This window comes from Rathayibacter sp. CAU 1779 (assembly GCF_054551755.1).
This window is the reverse complement of record NZ_JBTOLK010000001.1, coordinates 1502885-1521671: the sequence shown is the minus strand read 5'-3', so window position 1 is coordinate 1521671 and position 18787 is coordinate 1502885. Positions and strand designations below refer to the sequence as shown.

Here is an 18787-nt window from a genome sequence, read left to right as displayed (position 1 = left end):
GTTATGCACTGGCTCCTTCTGCCGCGGGGGCCTCGGCCTGAGCGCGAGGCGCACGGCGCGGACGGTCGCTGCGGTCCGAGCGGCCCGACTTGGCGGCGGCCTGCTCGCGAGCGAGTTCCTTGTTGGTGATGTCGCCCTTGTAGATCCAGACCTTCACACCGATGCGGCCGAAGGTGGTCTTGGCCTCGTAGAAGCCGTAGTCGATGTTCGCGCGCAGCGTGTGCAGCGGCACACGACCCTCGCGGTAGAACTCCGACCGGCTCATCTCGGCACCGCCGAGACGGCCGGAGACCTGGATCCGGACACCCTTGGCGCCGGCGCGCTGGGCGCCCTGCAGACCCTTGCGCATCGCGCGACGGAACGCCACGCGAGCGCTCAGCTGCTCGGCGATGCCCTGGGCGACGAGCTGAGCATCCGCCTCGGGGTTCTTCACCTCGAGGATGTTCAGCTGGATCTGCTTGCCGGTGAGCTTCTCGAGGTCGGCGCGGATGCGCTCGGCCTCTGCCCCACGGCGACCGATGACGATACCCGGGCGGGCGGTGTGGATGTCCACACGCACGCGGTCACGGGTGCGCTCGATCTCGATGCGCGAGACGCCGGCACGGTCCAGCTGCGTCTGCAGCAGGCGACGGATCTTGACGTCCTCGGCGATGTAGTCGGCGTAACGCTGACCGGGCTTCGTCGAGTCCGAGAACCAACGCGACACGTGGTCCGTCGTGATGCCCAGACGGAAGCCGTACGGGTTGACCTTCTGACCCATTACTTCGTCCCCTCGTCAGGTGTGGCCAGCACAACGGTGATGTGGCTGGTGCGCTTGTTGATGCGGAACGCGCGACCCTGTGCGCGGGGCTGGAAACGCTTCAGCGTCGTGCCCTCGTCGACGAAGGCGCGGCTCACGTAGAGGTCCCGCTCGTCCAGGTACTGGTTCGAGGCGTCGGCCTTCACCCGGGCATTCGCAATAGCGGATGCCACGAGCTTGTAGACCGGCTCGCTCGCGCCCTGAGGTGCGAACTTCAGGATGGCCAGGGCCTCCTGCGCCTGCTTGCCGCGGATCAGGTTGACGACGCGGCGAGCCTTCTGAGGCGTAACGCGGATGTGTCGCACTCGGGCGATCGACTCCACCATTTCTTTCTCCTCCTCATGTCACCGCGTCAGCGGCGACGACCCTTCTTGTCGTCCTTCACGTGTCCCCGGAAGGTGCGGGTCGGGGCGAACTCCCCGAGCTTGTGGCCGACCATCGTCTCAGTGACGAAGACCGGGATGTGCTTGCGACCGTCGTGCACGGCGATCGTGTGACCGAGCATTGCCGGCACGATCATCGAGCGACGCGACCACGTCTTGATGACGTTCTTGCTGCCGGACTCGTTCGCGCGAACCACCTTGGTAAGCAGGTGCTCGTCGACGAAGGGGCCCTTCTTGAGACTGCGAGGCATCTTCTACTAACTCCTACTTGCGCTTCTTGCCAGCGTTGCGGCGGCGGACGATCAGCTTGTCGCTTTCCTTGTTCGGGTGACGCGTGCGGCCTTCCTTCTGGCCCCACGGGCTGACCGGGTGGCGACCACCGGAGGTCTTGCCCTCACCACCACCGTGCGGGTGGTCGATCGGGTTCATCGCGACACCACGGACGGTCGGGCGAACGCCCTTCCACCGCATGCGGCCCGCCTTGCCCCAGTTGATGTTGGACTGCTCGGCATTGCCGACCTCGCCGACCGTTGCGCGGCAGCGGATGTCGACGTTGCGGATCTCGCCGGAGGGCATACGCAGCTGGGCGTAAGGGCCGTCCTTGGCGACGAGACGAACGGATGCGCCAGCCGAGCGCGCGATCTTCGCGCCCCCGCCCGGCTTCAGCTCGATCGCGTGGACCACGGTACCGGTCGGGATGTTGCGCAGCGGCAGGTTGTTGCCCGGCTTGATGTCAGCGTTCGGACCCGACTCCACGATGTCGCCCTGCTTGAGCTTGTCGGGAGCGATGATGTAGCGCTTGGTGCCGTCCACGAAGTGCAGCAGCGCGATGCGCGCCGTGCGGTTCGGGTCGTACTCGATGTGCGCGACCTTGGCGTTGACACCGTCCTTGTCATTGCGACGGAAGTCGATGACGCGGTACTGGCGCTTGTGGCCACCACCGATGTGACGGGTCGTGATACGGCCCTGGTTGTTGCGCCCACCGGTCTTCGACAGCGGCTTGAGCAGCGACTTCTCCGGCGTCGATCGGGTGATCTCGGCGAAGTCGGCCACGGAGGAGCCACGGCGACCGGGGGTCGTCGGCTTGTACTTGCGAATAGCCATAGTTGTTCCCTTGCTCCTTAGCCGACAGCCGTGAAGATGTCGATGGAACCGGACTTGAGGGTGACGATGGCGCGCTTGGTGTCCTTGCGCTTGCCGGTGCCGAACTTGGTGCGGCGCGTCTTGCCCTGACGGTTCAGAGTGTTGACGGATGCGACCTCGACCTTGAAGATCTTCTCGATCGCGAGCTTGATCTCCGTCTTGTTCGAGCGGGGGTCGACGAGGAAGGTGTACTTGCCCTCGTCGATGAGCGAGTAGCTCTTCTCGGACACGACCGGAGCGATGATGATGTCGCGCGGGTCCTTGTTCGTGGCCATTACGCGTTCACCTCTTCCTTCTTCGTCTTGCTTGCGACGAAGGAGTCGAAAGCAGCCTTGGTGAAGACGATGTCGTCGGAGACGAGCACGTCGTAGGCGTTGAGCTGGTCATAGGACAGCGTGTGCACCGTCGGCAGGTTGCGGACGCTCTTGAGGCCGTTCTCGTCTGCGCGATCGGTGACGACCAGCACGTGCTTCGAGGTGGCGACGGAGCTCAGCAGCGCGACGGCATCCTTCGTCGACGGCGCGTCGCCGGCGATGAGGGACTCCACCACGTGGATGCGCTCACCACGGGCGCGGTCGCTGAGCGAACCGAGCAGTGCGGCGGCGATCATCTTCTTGGGGGTGCGCTGGGCGTAGCTGCGCGGGGTCGGACCGTGGACGATGCCACCACCGGTCATCTGCGGGGCGCGGATGGAACCCTGGCGGGCGCGACCGGTGCCCTTCTGCTTGAACGGCTTGCGGCCGGCGCCGGAGACCTCACCGCGGTTCTTGGTCTTGTGCGTGCCCTGGCGCGCGGCGGCGAGCTGCGCCACGACGACCTGGTGGATCAGCGGGACGTTCACCTGAACGTCGAAGATCTCCGCGGGCAGCTCGACGGAACCGGACTTCTTGCCGGCTGCGTCGAAAACGTCGATCGAGGTAGCCATGTGACTACGCTCCCTTCACTGCGTTGCGGACGAAGACGATGCGACCGCGTGCGCCGGGAACCGCGCCCTTGACGAGCAGCAGGCCCTTGGCGGCGTCAACGGAGTGCACCGTGAGGTTCAGCACGGTGACGCGCTCTGCGCCCATGCGACCGGCCATGCGCATGCCCTTGAAGACACGGCTGGGCGTCGAAGACGCGCCGATCGAACCGGGCTTGCGGTGGTTGCGGTGCGAACCGTGCGAAGCGGAGACGCCCTTGAAGTTGTGGCGCTTCATGACACCGGCGGTGCCCTTACCCTTCGAGGTTCCGACGACGTCGACCTTCTGGCCGGCCTCGAACGTGGCCTCGACGGTGAGCTCCTGGCCGGCCTCGTACGAGCCGGCGTCCGCGGTGCGGATCTCGGTGAGGTGACGACGCGGCGTGACGCCGGCCTTCTCGAAGTGGCCGCTCGCCGGCTTGTTCACCTTGCGCGGGTCGATGGCACCCGTGGCGATCTGCACGGCGTTGTAGCCGTCGACCTCGGGAGTGCGCACCTGGGTGACCACGTTCGGGGTGATCTCGACAACGGTCACGGGGATGAGCTTGTTGTTCTCGTCCCACACCTGGGTCATGCCGAGCTTCTTGCCGAGCAGACCCTTGACGGTCCTGGTCTCAGTATTGGACATCGTTCGACCCCTACAGCTTGATCTCGATGTTGACATCGGCCGGCAGGTCGAGACGCATGAGCGAGTCGACGGCCTTCGGCGTCGGGTCGATGATGTCGATCAGCCGCTTGTGCGTGCGCATCTCGAAGTGCTCGCGGCTGTCCTTGTATTTGTGGGGCGAACGGATGACGCACACCACGTTCTTCTCGGTGGGGAGCGGCACCGGCCCGACGACCTGAGCGCCGGCACGGGTCACCGTGTCGACGATCTTGCGCGCCGAGGTGTCGATGACCTCGTGGTCATACGACTTAAGCCGGATGCGGATCTTCTGTCCCGCCATATCTGACTCTCTCTCTACTGTTCAGGCGTCGTACGGCAGTCAGAGCCGCATTGGACGCGTCGCGTGTCAACGCTCTTCGGGCGCCGGCGTGGTGCCGCACCGCTGTTCTTCTGTCAAAGGCGACTGGCATGCGCGGCTCGCGCCGACTTCCGTCGCCCCTCACCGACCCCCGCGCTCGGGCGTGTCGCCGTCGCGGGCACATGGATAGACCATGGGCTTCGGGTGTCGATTAAGCTGTGTCCTTCTGCCCGCGGCCTAGCCTGAACTCCACCGACACGATCCGAGCCTTCGGATCTGTCCACTCGAAGCGGCTATGCACTACCTGGCAGTGATCCGGTGAACCGCGCGCAAGGCGCGCAGCACCGAAATGTTGAACCCCAGAAGTTTGCCAGATTTCGGGGGTAGTTGCAACTCGGGCGTGTCGCGGTCGTGGCGGCATCCGAAGCAGCAGCCCGACCCGTGCGTATCAGGATTGAGAGCGTCACCGTCGTCTGCACGACCGTTGAAGAACGAGGCATGGATACTCGACGCCGCAATCGACCTTGCGACCGCCACGGCAGCGGTCGGTTCGTTGAGGCACCGGTCTGTTAGCGCTTTGAGGACACGCGGGACCATCGCCCACCAGCCTCGCGCGCACAGGACGTCCTTGCCCTTTGCAGGGCCGCACCTGAGCGCCCGGTATCCTATTGAACGGTCGGAACGCCAGCGGGAGACAAAAGTGACATTTCGTCAAGCTCTGAGCGCCATCTGGCAACGGCGGATTCTGATCATCACGGTGATCGTTCTCGCTGTCGCGGTGGCGGCGGTGTTCCTCGCGCGCCAGACACCGATCTACACCTCGTCGATCACGGTGCGCATGAGCTCCCTTGCCGCCAGCGCGTCCGCAAGTGGACAGATCGGTACGGCGACGGTCGACTTCGACCCGGAGAGCATCACATCTCCCGAGGTGCTCGACGCTGCGGCCAAGGCCGCCGGTGAGCCTGCTGGATCCGCGGAGTCCTGGGCCGTTGGATACACGCTCAACCAGGGCTCGAACCTCGGCCAGGCGAAGACTGTCACCATCACGGCGAACGGCAGCACGTCAGAGGAAGCGCGGAAGCACTCAGCCGCTGTCGCCACCGCATACAACTCCTACCTCCAGGAGCAGACAGCCAAGGCCAAGACCGCGGCAGAGGCACAGGTTGCCAAGTGGACCACGGCCGCCGAGCTCTATCAGACGCAGGTGAACGCCAGCCCAGGCAATTCGATCGCGCAGGCCAACCTCAGCAACGCGATCGACTCGCTGTCGAGCGCGAACAACACCCTGGACAAGATCAACAACGCTGCACCGCCTCTGACCGTCACCAGTGCTGCATCGGCCGGTCAGTTCAAGGGAACGAGCCCGCTTGTGGCGTTCGGGACCGCGCTAGCCGCTGGTCTCGTTGCGGGCATCGGCATCGCCCTCATCTGGGACGCGTTCGACGATCGACTGCGGGGCGAGGAGGAGCTGGAGGACCTCATCGACGTACCCCCGCTCGGTGAGCTCAGCCTGGACCGCCGGATGCAGCGGAAGGGCGATTGGCTTCCGGCGGCCGGCCGCAAGCGCACGGCGCTCAACGAAGGGCTGCGTGCACTCCGCACCACCCTCCAGGTGCTCCTGCCGCCCGGAAACAACGTCATCGTGTTCACGAGTGTCGAGCCCGGCGATGGCAAGACATTCATCTCCTCGAATCTCGCCCTGGCCTGGTCCCGCACCGGCAAGCAAGTGGTGCTCGTCGGAGGCGACCTTCGCAAACCGAGTCTCGACCTCTACTTCGGAGACGTGGCGACAGGCCCCGGACTCACTGAACTGTTGCAGTCGGCCGCCACGCAGGGTTCGTCTCCCACGACTGATGCGATCGCTCGAAGCCTGCGTCCGACCAAGTTCCGGGGGCTCAGCGTGCTGCCGGCCGGATCCGAGCCATGGGATCCGGCTGACTTGCTGGCAGTGCAGGCGCTCGGCGACATCATCGCGTCGCTACGGCAGCTGTGCGACATCGTCGTGATCGACTCACCCCCATCGTTCGCCCTCGTCGATGCCAGCCTCCTCGCAGCGCACACCGACGGAGCGGTGCTCGTGGCATCCATCCGCCGCACAAGACGCAAGCGCCTCGTCGAGACCGTGCACGCCCTGGCTGGAAACGGGATCACCGTTCTCGGCGTCGTTGCGAACCGATCGCGACGACGCATTCCGAAGTCGTATTCGGCGTACTACGGGACCAACTCGTCCGCACGCCGTCGTTCGGCGCAGCTCAGACGTCGCGAAGACGCCCGCCCTGCGGCGGATTCCGACGCGAACGGCTTCGACGATCATGCGTCGCGCGAACCCGGAACGACGCCGTCCGACGATGCACGGAGCACTCGCGACGATGGTCAGGGGCGCGAGATGTCCGCTCGTCCGGCCAAGACCGTCCCCTTGTCCGATTCAGCAGAGGACGAGAAGGTCTGATCGTGCAGGGCAAGCCGTACACCCACGAGGTCGACGGCAATGGTGCGAAGAGGGCGACGGGCGTCCTGTTCATCTGCACCGCGAATCAATGCCGTTCGGTGATGGCGGAGGCGGTGGCCTGGCGGCGGTTCGCAGGCCTGCCGTTCGTCTTCGATTCGGCCGGTCTCATCGAGGGTGGCCGGCCGATGCCGCCCGCCGGTGTCCAGGTGGCGCGTGAGTGGGGCTTCGACCTCGCGTCGCACGTCAGTAAGCGTGCTGACGTGCGCGGCCTCCGCGGATGGGACGTGATCATCACGATGACCAGAGAGCACGTTCGCGAACTCGTCGCCGCCGACGCCGAACTGTGGCCGCGCGTGTTCACCCTCCGCCAGTTCGTGCGCTGGCTGGACGATCACCGTCCCAGCAGACACGTTCTTCTCGGGGAGTGGATCGACTTGGTGGGTGCCGACCGCCACCGTTCGGAGATGATCGGCGCGAGCGCGGACGATGACATCGCGGATCCGGTGGACGAGCCGCCCGAGGCGTGGCGCGCCCTGGTAGGAGAGCTGACCAGGGACATCGACCGGATGGCGCGGCGCCTTACGTCGTCATCCAGTCTCTGATCCTTTCACCAAACCGCGTGCCGTCGAACTGAGCGGCGCGCGCGCGGCACGCTGCCGGATCCATCGTCAGGGCGAGTTCGACTGCACGCCGCAGCTCCTCGGCATCGGTGGACCGGAACAACGCACCGGTCTCCCCGTCGACCACGGTCTCGGATGCACCGCCAACAGCATTTCCGACGACCGGGGTCCCGGCGGCCATCGCCTCGACAGGCATGATGCCGAAGTCTTCGACGGCGGCGAAGACGTACACAGACGCTCGCCGATAGAGGGCCCGCATCACGGCATCCGACGGTTTGTGCAAGAAGGTGACGCGTCCCGGGTGCTCGTTCGCCAGAGCGGACAGACGTGCGCGCTCTGGTCCGTCCCCGGCGATCACGACCGGCAGGTCCGCCGCTGCCCCGGCGGTAATCGCCACGTCGACGCGCTTGTATGGAACGAATCGCGATGCACCGAACACAAATCCCTTCGGCAGCGACTCGACTTGGCGCAGTTCCTCGTCAGTGAGCTCATCGTCGCTGCCGGGGAACGCGGCGACGTCGACGGGCGGGTTGATCACGGCGCTTTCGCGATCCCAGCACCGTTCGATCCGCTCGGCGATGAAGTGACTGACTGCGGCGACCTTCACCGGCTCGGCCGCTCGTTTCCGATCGAGAACGCGGAGCGGACCAGCGACGGTTCTTGCCATCAAGCCTTGCCCGCGCTCGTCGATGTCCGGTTGCCAGATTGATCGGCCTGGGCTGTACGTGTAGACGTACTTCGGCACATCTCGAGCTGCACCGCGGAGCTTCGCGTGGTGTGCGAAGAGGTGGGTCGCGACGAGCATCCAATCGGCATCGAACGCGGGCAGCGACCGCCACCACGGAATCAGGAGCGGCATCGCTGCAGCCTTGTGCCTGCGCAGGGGCGTACCAGCCAGCCAGCTCTGCGTTACCCGTCCCGGCCCGTACCGACCGACGACGTCATCCCAGGGACACACGATGGGAGCGTCGGGGAACTCGCTCGCCAATGCGTCGGCGACACGCTCACCGCCACCGACCGACTCGAGCCATTCGTGCACGATCACGCCGCTCATGCGCCCACCACCGGCGACACGCGTTCCCGTGCGACGGACGCGACGACATCCGAGAAGGCTGCGACCCGGTCACCCCAGTCGGGTACGACGACGTGATCTCCCGATTGACGCCACTCGACCAGATCGTGGGCGACCGTCTCGGGAAAGACATCCGCAGACGCGACGGTGACGCCGGCGAGGTCACGGAATCCCGCAACCGGTGTGCTCACGATCGGCCGTCCCACCGCTAGGTATTCGTACAGCTTGATCGGATCGAGGCTGTCGGTGAAGTCCGTCACCACGTGGGCCACGAGCAGGACGTTGGCGTGGCGCAGGAAACCTGGCACGTCGTCCCTGTGCCGCGGTCCGAGTACCACGAGTCCCTGCTGAGCCGCGAGGCGCTCTCGGTTCCGGACAGACAGCGCGTTCGGTCCAAGCAGAACCACCGTGCCTCCGACCGCACGGGCTGCCTCTGCGGTTCGCACGACCAAGTCGACATCGAGGCGGTCCTCATGCAGTGTGCCGACGTACAGCGCGACCGGTCCGCTCGGAAGATCTGCCGGTCGCGGATGATCGACACGGTAGCGAGCGACATCGACGGCATTCTGGATGAGGTGCACCGCCCTGACCGATCCCTTCGTCGCGGCGAGCGCGGGTGAGCAGACCACCACCTCGTCACTGCGTTCCAGCAGGAGGCCGTCTCCCGCGACGATGCGGGCATGTTCACGATTACCTCGGTCGGCGAGCGCCCAGTCGTCTGTGACGTCGTAGAGCACCGGCCAGTCGAACACTTCGAGGAGTGCGGCCGCCCTCGGATCGTTGACCCAGAGCACACCAGAGGTCCAGCCGAGCTTCGTCACCGCGTGCCGCACACTGCGCAGCAGCAATGAATCGGCGGCCGGGCCCGCAAGACGAGGTAGTGCCTTCGTCGGCTGATACAGCATGAGTCGTCCGTGGTAACCACCGACACGGAGGCCTCGTCCCCGATGAGGGCGACGTGCGCTGATCACGTCGTACAACGGGTCTGACGGGGGTTCGACGAACAGCACTTCCGTGTCGTCGTCAGATGAGAGCAACCCGTCGACCAGATACTGATTGCGGCGCCACACGCCGTCCCACGTCTCGAGCGAGATGACTACGATCCGGCGCTTCACTGCGCCAGCCCTTCGCCCACTTGGATCCTCGCGGATGCGCGGCACTGCTTGGCGCCCGACCCGTGAGTCGGCGCCGGTCGTGAGGTGGTTCATGGCAACTCCGGGGCCGTTTCGACGGTGGGTGCCGTGATATCGGCCGGAACCACCGGCGGTGTCAACGGCGAGATCCCATTCCGCAGTCGCTGATCGGCGAGATCGTGAGCGACCATGCGCGTGACGAGGTCATCGAATCCCACCTCGCGCCTCCAGCTGAGCACGTGCTCCGCCTTGGACGCATCGCCGAGCAGGTTGTCGACTTCGGCCGCTCGAGTCAGCGCCGGATCGAAGGTGACATAGGGACGCCAGTCTCCCACGCCGATCTTCCCGAACGCGGTGGCGAGGAAGTCTTCGATCGAGTGTGCTTCACCGGTGGCCAGCACGAAATCGTCCGGCTCGTGGTGCTGCATCATCATCCAGATGCCGCGCACATAGTCGCCTGCATAACCCCAATCGCGTTTCGGCCACAGGACACCGAGGTTGATCGTGTCCTGGAGGCCGAGGTGGATGCGCGCGACAGCCCTCGTGATCTTGCGGGTCACGAACTCGGTGCCGCGACGTTCGCCCTCGTGGTTGAACAGCACGCCGCACACGACGAACATTCCGTAGCTCTCGCGGTAGTTCTTGGCGATCCAGTGGCCGTACAGCTTGGCGACACCGTAAGGACTGCGCGGATGGAACTGAGACGTCTCGTTGTAACCGGAGCCCGGCATGGAGTAGTCCATGCCGCCGAACATCTCCGACGTCGACGCCTGATAGATCTTGGTGTGCGCGGCGCGACCGGAGAGCCGAACGGCCTCGAGGACGTTCAGCACGCCTTTGCCTGTCACCTCCATCGTCAGGGTCGGGTGATTGAACGAATAGCCGACGTGGCTGATCGCAGCGAAGTTGTAGAGCTCATCGGGTGAGGAGGTCTCGACCGCCCGCACCAGGGACGTTGGATCGGTCACGTCCCCCTCGAGCAACTCGACGAACGGCAGGTCGCGCTCCACATCGTCCCTGCGTGGATTGTGCTGCCCGCGGATCAGGCCGAACACGCGGTATCCCTTGTCGTGCAACAACGAGGCGAGATGACCGCCGTCCTGACCCGTGATCCCCGTGATCAGAGCAGTCCTGCGTGAGCCGTTCATGCTGTGTCCCGTCCGTCGTGCTCGGATCGCACGACGTCGCAATCAACGGTACTGATCGGTGTCAGGACTGACAGTCCCCAACAAGGGGACGGTCGATCCGGACACGCGACGAAGCTCGGATAATGTGGCAGCGGTCTGTGCCGCCACAGTGAACTCCGCACGCTGCCGGTCGCGCAGCGTGCGTCCGTAGGTGAGACGCCGAGCAGGATCGCCGATCAGCGACGCCATCAGAGTCCCCGCAGCCTCGGCATCGCCGGCCGGGAACAGTGCAGCATGGCTCACGCCGCCGACCGTCTCCAGATGGCCGCCCCCGGATGCCGCGACAACGGGGACACCGTAAGACATCGCCTCGAGCACCGTGAGTCCGAGCCCCTCGCGTGGCGTCGGGGCGATGAGCATCGATGCGCGTGACATCCAGGCGCCCACTTCGCTCTGAAACCCGACGAAGTCGATCGAATCGGTGACGCTGAGCGTTGCAGCGAGGTCACGCAGCCGTGACTCCTCCGACCCCTCCCCCGCGATCACCAGACGCCATCCGTCGCGGGTCGGCATCGATGCCCATGCGCGGATGGCGACCTCAGTGGACTTCTCGGCCTCGAGGCGCTGCAGCACGAGCACGATCGGCTCGCGGGCTTCCTCGTTCACATCTGGGACATCGGGGACACCGGTGTAGACCACGAGGCTGTCCCCTTCGATATCGTCGGCGACGAACTGCGAGATCGCTATCTGCGCAGAGACTTTCCTCGCTACAACCGTCGCCGCGAATCGATGCAAAGCGCTCGCGCCTCGGCGAGCTGCGAAATGGCGCGTGCTCACAACGGGAACACGGCGGCCGGAGGCGACAGCACCAGCGAAGTCCGCAAGCGTCATGTGCGTGTCGATGACGTCGACGTCATGAACCCGCTTGATCGCCGCGACCGCGGATCGTACGGTTCGACCCGGGTGCCAGGCGATCCCGGCGCGCTCCAACTCAGGACGCATGGTCGACGGACCGCCCCCGATCACAGTGACCCGGCATCCCGCCTCGCGCAGCGCTAGCGCCGACTGCAGCACGTAACGTTCCACTCCGGCGAACGCTTCGGAGCAGACCACGTGCACGACATGGAGCCCGCTCTCGCCCGGTGTCGACGAACGCCGCGGGCCGACGGTACCAGTCTCGATAGCCACCGGCCCCAGGCGGAATATGGCGGCACGTCTCCTCGCTGCGGCACCACGATCCCCCGGGAGCAGCGCGCCCCGAACCGCCGCACCGAGGATCGTCCCGGTGCGATAGACCTGCCATCCGAGGGTCCCGTGGTGCTTGCGGAGGTATTTCTCCGCGCTTCCGAAGAAATGACGCTCCCTGACACGCGGATCGCCGCCCGTGCCGCCGCCCTCGTGCGTCGCCTCCACCTCGGCGACCGCGATATCCCAGCCACGAGCCCGCGCCCTGTACTGCCAGTCCGTCTCCTCGGCGTAGAGGAAAAAGCGCTCGTCGAGACGTCCGACGTCATCCAGGGCGGCCCTGCTCAGCATCAGCGCCGAACCGATCGCGAAGCCGCGGGCTCTGCGCAGGCCGCCGAGCCCGATCGCCTCGATCCATGCCCCTGCAGGCGTCGGGAACGGCCACCAGACTCGAACGGGAGCGCCTGTGACCGGATCCGTCTGCGTCGCCCCGACCGCCGCCATGCGCGACGAGGATCGAAGCAGTTCGTGCATGCGCGCGACGCCGGCGGGCCCGATCCTCGCGTCCGGATTCAGGAGCAGGACATCGCGTCTGCTGCTCGCCGAGCGCTCGATCTCCTCGAGTCCCAGGTTGACCCCGCCGGCGAATCCGCGGTTGCGTCCCGCGTCGATGTACTGCGCGCCATGCCGCTCCGCGACAGCTCGTGTCGCCGACGACGACGAATTGTCGACGATCATGACAGGCAGTGCGCCGCCAAGATCGGCGAGGCATCCCTCCAACGGATCGGGCGCCCCGAATGCAACGATCAGCACCTGCGGGACGTCATGGCTGCCATGGTCGTTACGACTGATGGTGGCCCCGGCGCCGAGGATGGACTCGTACATCTGCCGCTGCATGCGCGAGACGTTTTCCCACGTGAACCGGGTCGAGCGATCGAGGCCTCTGCGACGATGCTCGCACCAGGCGTCCGGCACGAGTACGTCGTCGATCGCCGCAGCAAGCGCGACCGGGTCGCCAGGAGGCACGAGCACACCGGCATCGCCGACGACATCGGGAATCGCGCCGGAAGCACTCGCCACCACCGGGACGCCGGATGCCATCGCCTCGACTGCGACGCGACAGAACTGCTCGAGCCAGTTCGGTCGCGGCAGCGAGGGAACCACGACCACATCGAGCTGCCGGTAGCGATCCGCCAACTGCTGTCCGTCCGCGAATCCGAGGAACTCGACGCGCTCGGCGATGCCGATGCTCCTTGCCAACGACTCCAGCTCCGCCCGGTGTGGGCCGTCCCCTGTGAGGCGGAGGTGCCAGTCGTCGTGTCCCACGGCAGCGCGCAGCAGAACGTCGACTCCCTTATGGGCCTCGAGGCGGCCGATGTAGCCGATCGTCTTCGGGCCATCACTGGGAGGGCAACGGTCCGCCGGCTCGAAGACGCGAAGGTCCACGCCGAGCGGGATGTCCACGGCGGGGCCCGCAAGGCCCTTCTCCGTGAGGATCTCGCCCGCCTCGGTATTACAGACATAGGCCGCTGCCGCGCCTTTCAGCGCGTGACGCTCGATCCACCGGAACGGGATCGGGTAACGCTTGCGGATGTTCTGCGCCGAGTACAGAACGTACGGCGCCTTGCTGCCACGCAAACGGCGGATGAGCAGCACTTCGGCAGTGGCGAGGGCGTTCGGCTCCTCGTGGAGGTCGATCAGGTCGGGTCGCCGTGCCATCGCACGCCAGATCGGACGCGGGTCGAACGCGAACACGCTCGGGTGTCTTCCAACTGTGGCGGCGCCGGACACGAAGTCGTCGCCCTCGACGTCGAGCCGCACGTCGCGGCCGCCCTCGTTCCAGACCTCGGACGAAACGAGCTCGACATCGACGCCCTGGCGGCGGAGCTCCCGCTCCCGCTCCCGCCAGGCAGACACGACGGCGTGGTGGGCGATCCTCAGAACCTGCATCGAGAGTCCACTTCACGGTTTCGGCGACGATTCGTCTCACGATAACCACGTCTGTGACGCCCGGTCAGTCCCCAGAACGGGACACGGAAGCGGGATCTCGGCTAGACGGCCGTGCCGGATCGTGCGCGCCGCGAACGTGGCCCGACGGGACGAGGCCAACGTCCCTTCTGCTGCTGAGGCGGCAACTCCCAGGAGAGCGGCTCCCCGCGCGCACGGCGGGCGTCGTCCATCGCCTTCACGCCGTAACAGATACCTGCCACGATCCAGAGCAGCGATGCCTGGCCCGCGACCCAGTACAGGTCGAACTGCGCCTGAGTGAATCGAGTGGCCACGACGGCGAAGCCCACGGTGCCGTACACCGGATCCATCTTCCACAGGTACCAGCCGGCCACAGCGAACATGACGAAGAAGCCGATCAGGCCGAACACGCCCACTGTCGTGAGGACCTCGAGTTCAGCGTTGGGCGGCTGGAACGACTGGTACTGGCCTGCGAACCGGTCGGTGTACCACCACCGCATGCCCACTCCGAAGATGGGCGACGTGAGCCAGATCTGCACCGACTGCGTGTACCAGTCCACGCGTTGGTGCGCCGAGTTGAACTGATTGTCGGACTGCAACTGAGCAGTCAGTGCGCTCAGCACCCACACGATGCCGGGAATGGCCGCCAGCCAGACGATGCGCACCCGGCGGCCCGTCTGGGGTCGCGCCCTGATACTCACGATCAGGATGCCGACGATCGCTCCGATGAGGCCCTGCCTGGACTGCGCGGCCACGACGCCCAGTGAACACACGATGACTGCCGCCCACGACCATCCCGGGGTCCACCTCAGCCAGATGGGGCGGGCGAAGGCGACGACCGCGGCGATGGCGAGCATGCCTCCCGTCGTGTTCTTGTTCAGGTCGCCGAGGAACACCGGAGCGAACTCGCCGGTCTGCGCGAATGTGCTCAGCGACACGTAGATCACGGCGATCCCGATGCCGCTGCAGGCGAGCAGGTAGATGGTAAGTGCGGTCTGCGCCCGATTCTCCCGCCCGATCACGAAGCCGATGATGAGGCTGCCAAGAATGAGGAATACCTCGTGCACCCACTCCGTGACGTTCGCGGTGTACGGATTCACGATTTGCGTGGGGATGGCCATCGCGAGGTAGACGATTCCCGCCCAGACCAGAGGCATGAGCACCACTGCACCGCGTCCGCGAAGCATCAACAGCGACACGACGGACGCCAGTGCGAGCACCACATCGGAGACGCTGAGCGCCCCGCCCACCCTCGTGAGCACGAGGGTCGCCGGCACCGCGAGCACAGGAACGATGGTCGGATCGCGGACCATGACGCCGGCCAAGAGGACCACGACACCGACGACGAGCGCGATAAGGCTGCTGTTCACGCTCAGCACGCCGAGGCTCACGCCCACCACCACCGCCAGAGTCACGACGGCGACGACGATCGGCGTCACTCCGCCGGCCCTCACCCTCGCCCACTCCATGGACACATGCTAGGTGAGCAGACGACGCTCGACCTTGACGCAGAAGGGTGGGACAGCGGTGCTTCTCGGTGTTCCACGGGTCTGGCGCGCAGCCGCTCGGAGCTGCAGTTAACCGCGGACGGCTATCGCACGCCGGACAATCTCATTGAACTCGTCTCGTCTGGCGGACCAGGTGCTCGCCCTCGCCCGTTCGAGCCCAGAGGAGACCACGCATCGACGCAGGTGCTCGTCGCCCGCGAGGGAGGCGATAGCCTCCGCCAGCGCACGAGGATCGTCCGGCGGAACGAGTAGTCCGGCGGATCCGGCGGCCTCTGGAATGCCTCCGATGTTGCTGGCGATCACCGCAGTCCCTGACGCCATCCCCTCGAGAACTGTAAGAGGGAAAGGATCAAGCCACCGCGACGGAATCACCACGACATCGGCTCCACGAAGGATTCCCGCGGTCTCGCGGCGGGGGGAGAACGGCTTCATGGTCACGCGGTCACCGAGAGGCTCCGCGAGACGTCGTAGCGATCGTTCGTACGGGCTGAGCGGTGCGTCCGCCGAGAACCCCGAGGTACCAACGATCGTCGCGTGGACGTCGGGTCTGTCCAAGATGCGCAGGGCGTTGATGAGAACATCCGGTCCCTTCTCTGGGATGACGCGACCTACGAAGGCCACCTGGAGCGTTTCGCCGCGCTCAAGGTCGTCACGAGGATGGAACAGGCCGACATCGATCCCGTTGTGCACGACGGCAAGCCGGTCCCACAGCTCCGGGGGCAGCGAGTCCGCTATCTGTCCCGCGAGGGACTTACTCACGCACACGATCGCTCCGACACGGCCGAGAGCTCGGAATGCCTCGCGACGCGAGTACGTCTTCAGCAGATCGTTGTGGGCGTACAGAACGGGAAGATGCCTATCGGCGTCGATGTCGGGGACTAGTTGTACCGCATTGTGCGCGACGATGACCGCAGGGTCCCAGGCTCGCTGCTCGTCTACTGCAGCCGCGTATTCGCGGCGGGCCATGAACCGGGGCAGGCCGATCCTTGAGGCGGCTGCGTCCAGGTAGCGGTCTGTCCTGTGGTGACGAACTGCCTGATACTCGATGATGTCCGCCGTACTGTAGCGATCGGCGTAGGTCCCACTCGCAACGAGCACAGCGGGTCGAATGCCTCCCACCGGGGTCGCCCCGGCCAGCCCATCGACCACGGTGGGAATCGCGCTGCCGGTGCGAGGCGAGAAATGATCACCAGGCGTGATGACATGCAGGTGTCGGCGTTCCATCCATCCTCCACGCGATCTCTGACGCTGGCGGGGCAATGATGAGATCGTCTCATGCTCGGTGGTTCGCAGACCTTACGGACGCCCGATCTGGGGGTACACAGGCCCGAAGCGGGCAGGAAGGCTGCTGGTAGCATCGAGGCGGCCTCTGACCGGCCGTCTTGCACCACACAAGCGGGGGCGATGCCGAATATGCGCGACACCGCGATCACTGTCGAGAACCTGACGAAGACGTACCGGATCGTCGACGGGTCGGCGCGCTCTAACCGGATTACCGACGCCATGATCGAGCGGATTCGGCATCCGCTGCACCGCGCCACCTATACCGACTTCTCCGCGGTCGACGACGTGACATTCGACATCCCCTGGGGAGAAGCCGTCGGCATCGTCGGTCGGAATGGTGCGGGAAAGAGCACTCTGCTCAAGCTGCTGACGCGCGTGGCGGCACCGACCAGCGGCCTCATCGACCTGGGCGGCAGGGTCGGCAGCCTGCTCGAGGTCGGAACCGGCTTCCACCCTGAGCTCACCGGTAGGGAGAACATCTACCTCAACGGCTCCCTGCTCGGCATGAGCCGCAAGGAGATCAAGCGGCGGTTCGACGACATCGTGGAGTTCTCGGGCGTCGAGAAGTTCCTCGACACTCAGGTCAAGCGGTACTCGTCCGGCATGTACGTGAGGCTGGCCTTCTCGGTCGCGGCTCACCTCGAGACCGAGATCCTCGCCATCGACGAAGTTCTCGCGGTGGGTGACGCGGAGTTCCAGGCGAAGTCGCTCGCAATGATGCGCGACGTGGCGCGAAGTGGTCGCACGGTGCTCTACGTGAGCCACCAGGCGCAAACTGTCACCTCGCTCTGCACTTCGGCCATGTTCCTGGAACGAGGACGCCTTTCGTTCTACGGAAGTGTGGACGGCGCGCTCGAGCACTACCGCAGCACATTCGAGTCGTTCCAAACCGAGCAGCGCGACGCTGCACGGCGACCGGGCACGGGCGCCCTTCGCTTCACCCGGGCGGCCGTCGTCGATCAGTCGCAGGATCCGACCGATGACACTGTGATCGAGTTCGAGGTGGGCACCAACCCCGAGCTGATCGGCAAGTACTTCGTGTCGTGCCACATCAACGACGCGAACGGCAACATCGTCGTCCAGTGCGACTCCCGCCTCACCGGCGCCTGGTTCGATCCGGCCGAACCGCAACGTGGCGCCCTCCGGATCAAGTCGCTGTGGTTCAGACCCGGGCGATACACCGTCGATCTCTTCGTGTGCCAGGCGGGCGTGCTGGACTCCTGGGAGGCCGCGGATTCGTTCGACGTGCTGCCGGCATCTCCATATCCGGAACTCACCTCTGACGAGGCGATGCAGCACGGAGCCGTCCTGGCCGACTTCGACTATGAGATCGACTCATGACCCGCACGATCATCAGGCCGCCCGGCCGTTTCAACCTTCCGCCGTGGCGCGAATTCTGGGAGGCACGCGAGGTCCTCTACCGCTTCGGCATCCGGGACCTCGTGCTGCGCTACCGGCAGACCGCGATCGGAGTGGCTTGGGTCGTCCTCCAGCCGATCGCCTCGGCCGGCATCTTCGCGGTGATCTTCGGGCAGGTTGCGAAACTTCCGTCCGGGGGTGTTCCGTACTTCCTGTTCAGCTTCGCTGGGATGCTTGCGTGGACCGCTTTCAACAGTGTCGTGAGCCGCTCATCAGGGTCGCTTGTCTCAAATCAGGCGCTGGTGTCGAAGGTGTTCTTCCCGCGTCTGCTCGTACCGTTGTCGAGCGTCATTTCTGTGCTGATCGACTTCGCCGTGGCGTTTATCATGCTCGTGGTGCTGCTCTTCATCTACGGAGTGAACCCGGGGTGGCCGATCGTGCTGACCCCGGTTTGGCTGCTCATCACTCTGATGCTGGCCTGCGGGCTCGGCGTGGCGGCATCCGCGATCACGGTCACCTATCGAGATGTGGCATACATCCTGCCGTGGGTGCTGCAGATCCTGCTCTATGCGACGCCCATCGCGTACTCCCTGTCCGCCGTACCTTCGAATCTGCGCTGGCTCTTCGAACTCAACCCGCTGACGTGGCTGATGGAGACCGTGCGCTGGACCCTGATCGGGCAACCGATGCCGGCCGCCTGGGAACTCATCGCGCTGCCAGTGACCGCGGTCGTGGTCCTGTTCGCAGGGGTGCTCGTCTTCCAGCGCTATGAACGTGGCTTCGCCGATGTCATCTGAGGCGGGGAGCCGCACGCCCGGTCAATGACGTTGG

18 protein-coding genes are annotated in these 18787 nt (G+C 65.6%); 4 read left to right on the top strand and 14 right to left on the bottom strand.

What is annotated here, in order from left to right; genetic code table 11:
- Position 1: 1 nt before the first annotated feature.
- The 8 genes from rpsC to rpsJ are packed head-to-tail and all read right to left on the bottom strand — an operon-like array spanning position 2 to position 4233.
- The gene (rpsC, locus tag ACX9R5_RS06905; protein WP_459408256.1) at positions 2-760 is read right to left on the bottom strand and encodes a 30S ribosomal protein S3; all 759 of its coding nucleotides are present in this window, start codon (positions 758-760) and stop codon (positions 2-4) included.
- Positions 760-1125 (bottom strand): 50S ribosomal protein L22, encoded by a 366-nt coding sequence (rplV, locus tag ACX9R5_RS06900; RefSeq protein ID WP_325454887.1) that lies wholly within the window; start codon positions 1123-1125, stop codon positions 760-762. Before rplV ends, rpsC begins: the two co-directional genes overlap by 1 nt.
- Positions 1126-1151: 26 nt before the next feature.
- Entirely contained in the window at positions 1152-1433 is a 282-nt protein-coding gene (rpsS, locus tag ACX9R5_RS06895) for a 30S ribosomal protein S19 (RefSeq protein ID WP_022900930.1), read from the bottom strand.
- Positions 1434-1446: 13 nt separating this feature from the next.
- A complete protein-coding gene (gene rplB, locus ACX9R5_RS06890; RefSeq protein WP_459408255.1) occupies positions 1447-2286 on the bottom strand; it encodes a 50S ribosomal protein L2 in 840 nt (279 codons plus the stop codon).
- Positions 2287-2303: 17 nt separating this feature from the next.
- Complete coding sequence (gene rplW / locus ACX9R5_RS06885) at positions 2304-2600, bottom strand: 50S ribosomal protein L23 (RefSeq protein ID WP_170024942.1); 297 nt, start codon at positions 2598-2600, stop codon at positions 2304-2306.
- Positions 2600-3250: a 50S ribosomal protein L4 gene (rplD, locus tag ACX9R5_RS06880; RefSeq protein WP_459408254.1), complete on the bottom strand. Its 651-nt coding sequence runs from the start codon at positions 3248-3250 to the stop codon at positions 2600-2602. Before rplD ends, rplW begins: the two co-directional genes overlap by 1 nt.
- Positions 3251-3254: 4 nt before the next feature.
- Entirely contained in the window at positions 3255-3914 is a 660-nt protein-coding gene (gene rplC, locus ACX9R5_RS06875) for a 50S ribosomal protein L3 (protein ID WP_459408253.1), read from the bottom strand.
- A gap of 10 nt (positions 3915-3924) precedes the next feature.
- Positions 3925-4233, bottom strand: a complete 309-nt coding sequence (rpsJ, locus tag ACX9R5_RS06870; protein WP_022900935.1) for a 30S ribosomal protein S10 — start codon at positions 4231-4233, stop codon at positions 3925-3927.
- 718 nt (positions 4234-4951) lie between these two features.
- On the opposite strand from rpsJ, the gene ACX9R5_RS06865 reads away from it, so the two are divergent.
- Positions 4952-6700, top strand: a complete 1749-nt coding sequence (locus ACX9R5_RS06865; protein ID WP_459408252.1) for a polysaccharide biosynthesis tyrosine autokinase — start codon at positions 4952-4954, stop codon at positions 6698-6700.
- Positions 6701-6702: 2 nt separating this feature from the next.
- On the top strand, positions 6703-7302 hold the full coding sequence (locus ACX9R5_RS06860; protein ID WP_459408251.1) for an arsenate-mycothiol transferase ArsC: 600 nt from the start codon (positions 6703-6705) through the stop codon (positions 7300-7302).
- Here ACX9R5_RS06860 and ACX9R5_RS06855 read toward each other — a convergent pair.
- The 6 genes from ACX9R5_RS06855 to ACX9R5_RS06830 all read right to left on the bottom strand — a co-directional run bounded on the left by ACX9R5_RS06855 (position 7280) and on the right by ACX9R5_RS06830 (position 16537).
- Positions 7280-8374 (bottom strand): glycosyltransferase, encoded by a 1095-nt coding sequence (locus ACX9R5_RS06855; RefSeq protein ID WP_459408250.1) that lies wholly within the window; start codon positions 8372-8374, stop codon positions 7280-7282. The genes ACX9R5_RS06860 and ACX9R5_RS06855 overlap by 23 nt on opposite strands.
- Complete coding sequence (locus ACX9R5_RS06850) at positions 8371-9507, bottom strand: glycosyltransferase (protein WP_459408249.1); 1137 nt, start codon at positions 9505-9507, stop codon at positions 8371-8373. Before ACX9R5_RS06850 ends, ACX9R5_RS06855 begins: the two co-directional genes overlap by 4 nt.
- Positions 9508-9596: 89 nt before the next feature.
- Positions 9597-10673: a GDP-mannose 4,6-dehydratase gene (locus ACX9R5_RS06845; protein WP_459408248.1), complete on the bottom strand. Its 1077-nt coding sequence runs from the start codon at positions 10671-10673 to the stop codon at positions 9597-9599.
- A 42-nt stretch (positions 10674-10715) separates the two neighbouring features.
- Positions 10716-13787 carry a glycosyltransferase gene (locus ACX9R5_RS06840; protein ID WP_459408247.1) on the bottom strand — a complete coding sequence of 1024 codons (3072 nt, stop codon included), beginning with the start codon at positions 13785-13787 and terminating at the stop codon, positions 10716-10718.
- A gap of 101 nt (positions 13788-13888) precedes the next feature.
- Complete coding sequence (locus tag ACX9R5_RS06835) at positions 13889-15274, bottom strand: O-antigen ligase family protein (protein WP_459408246.1); 1386 nt, start codon at positions 15272-15274, stop codon at positions 13889-13891.
- A 108-nt stretch (positions 15275-15382) separates the two neighbouring features.
- A complete protein-coding gene (locus ACX9R5_RS06830; RefSeq protein WP_459408245.1) occupies positions 15383-16537 on the bottom strand; it encodes a glycosyltransferase family 4 protein in 1155 nt (384 codons plus the stop codon).
- A 180-nt stretch (positions 16538-16717) separates the two neighbouring features.
- Here ACX9R5_RS06830 and ACX9R5_RS06825 point away from each other — a divergent pair, with 180 nt between their 5' ends.
- On the top strand, positions 16718-17938 hold the full coding sequence (locus ACX9R5_RS06825; protein WP_459408244.1) for an ABC transporter ATP-binding protein: 1221 nt from the start codon (positions 16718-16720) through the stop codon (positions 17936-17938).
- Positions 17935-18753 carry an ABC transporter permease gene (locus ACX9R5_RS06820; protein WP_459408243.1) on the top strand — a complete coding sequence of 273 codons (819 nt, stop codon included), beginning with the start codon at positions 17935-17937 and terminating at the stop codon, positions 18751-18753. Before ACX9R5_RS06825 ends, ACX9R5_RS06820 begins: the two co-directional genes overlap by 4 nt.
- Positions 18754-18787 lie beyond the last annotated feature (34 nt).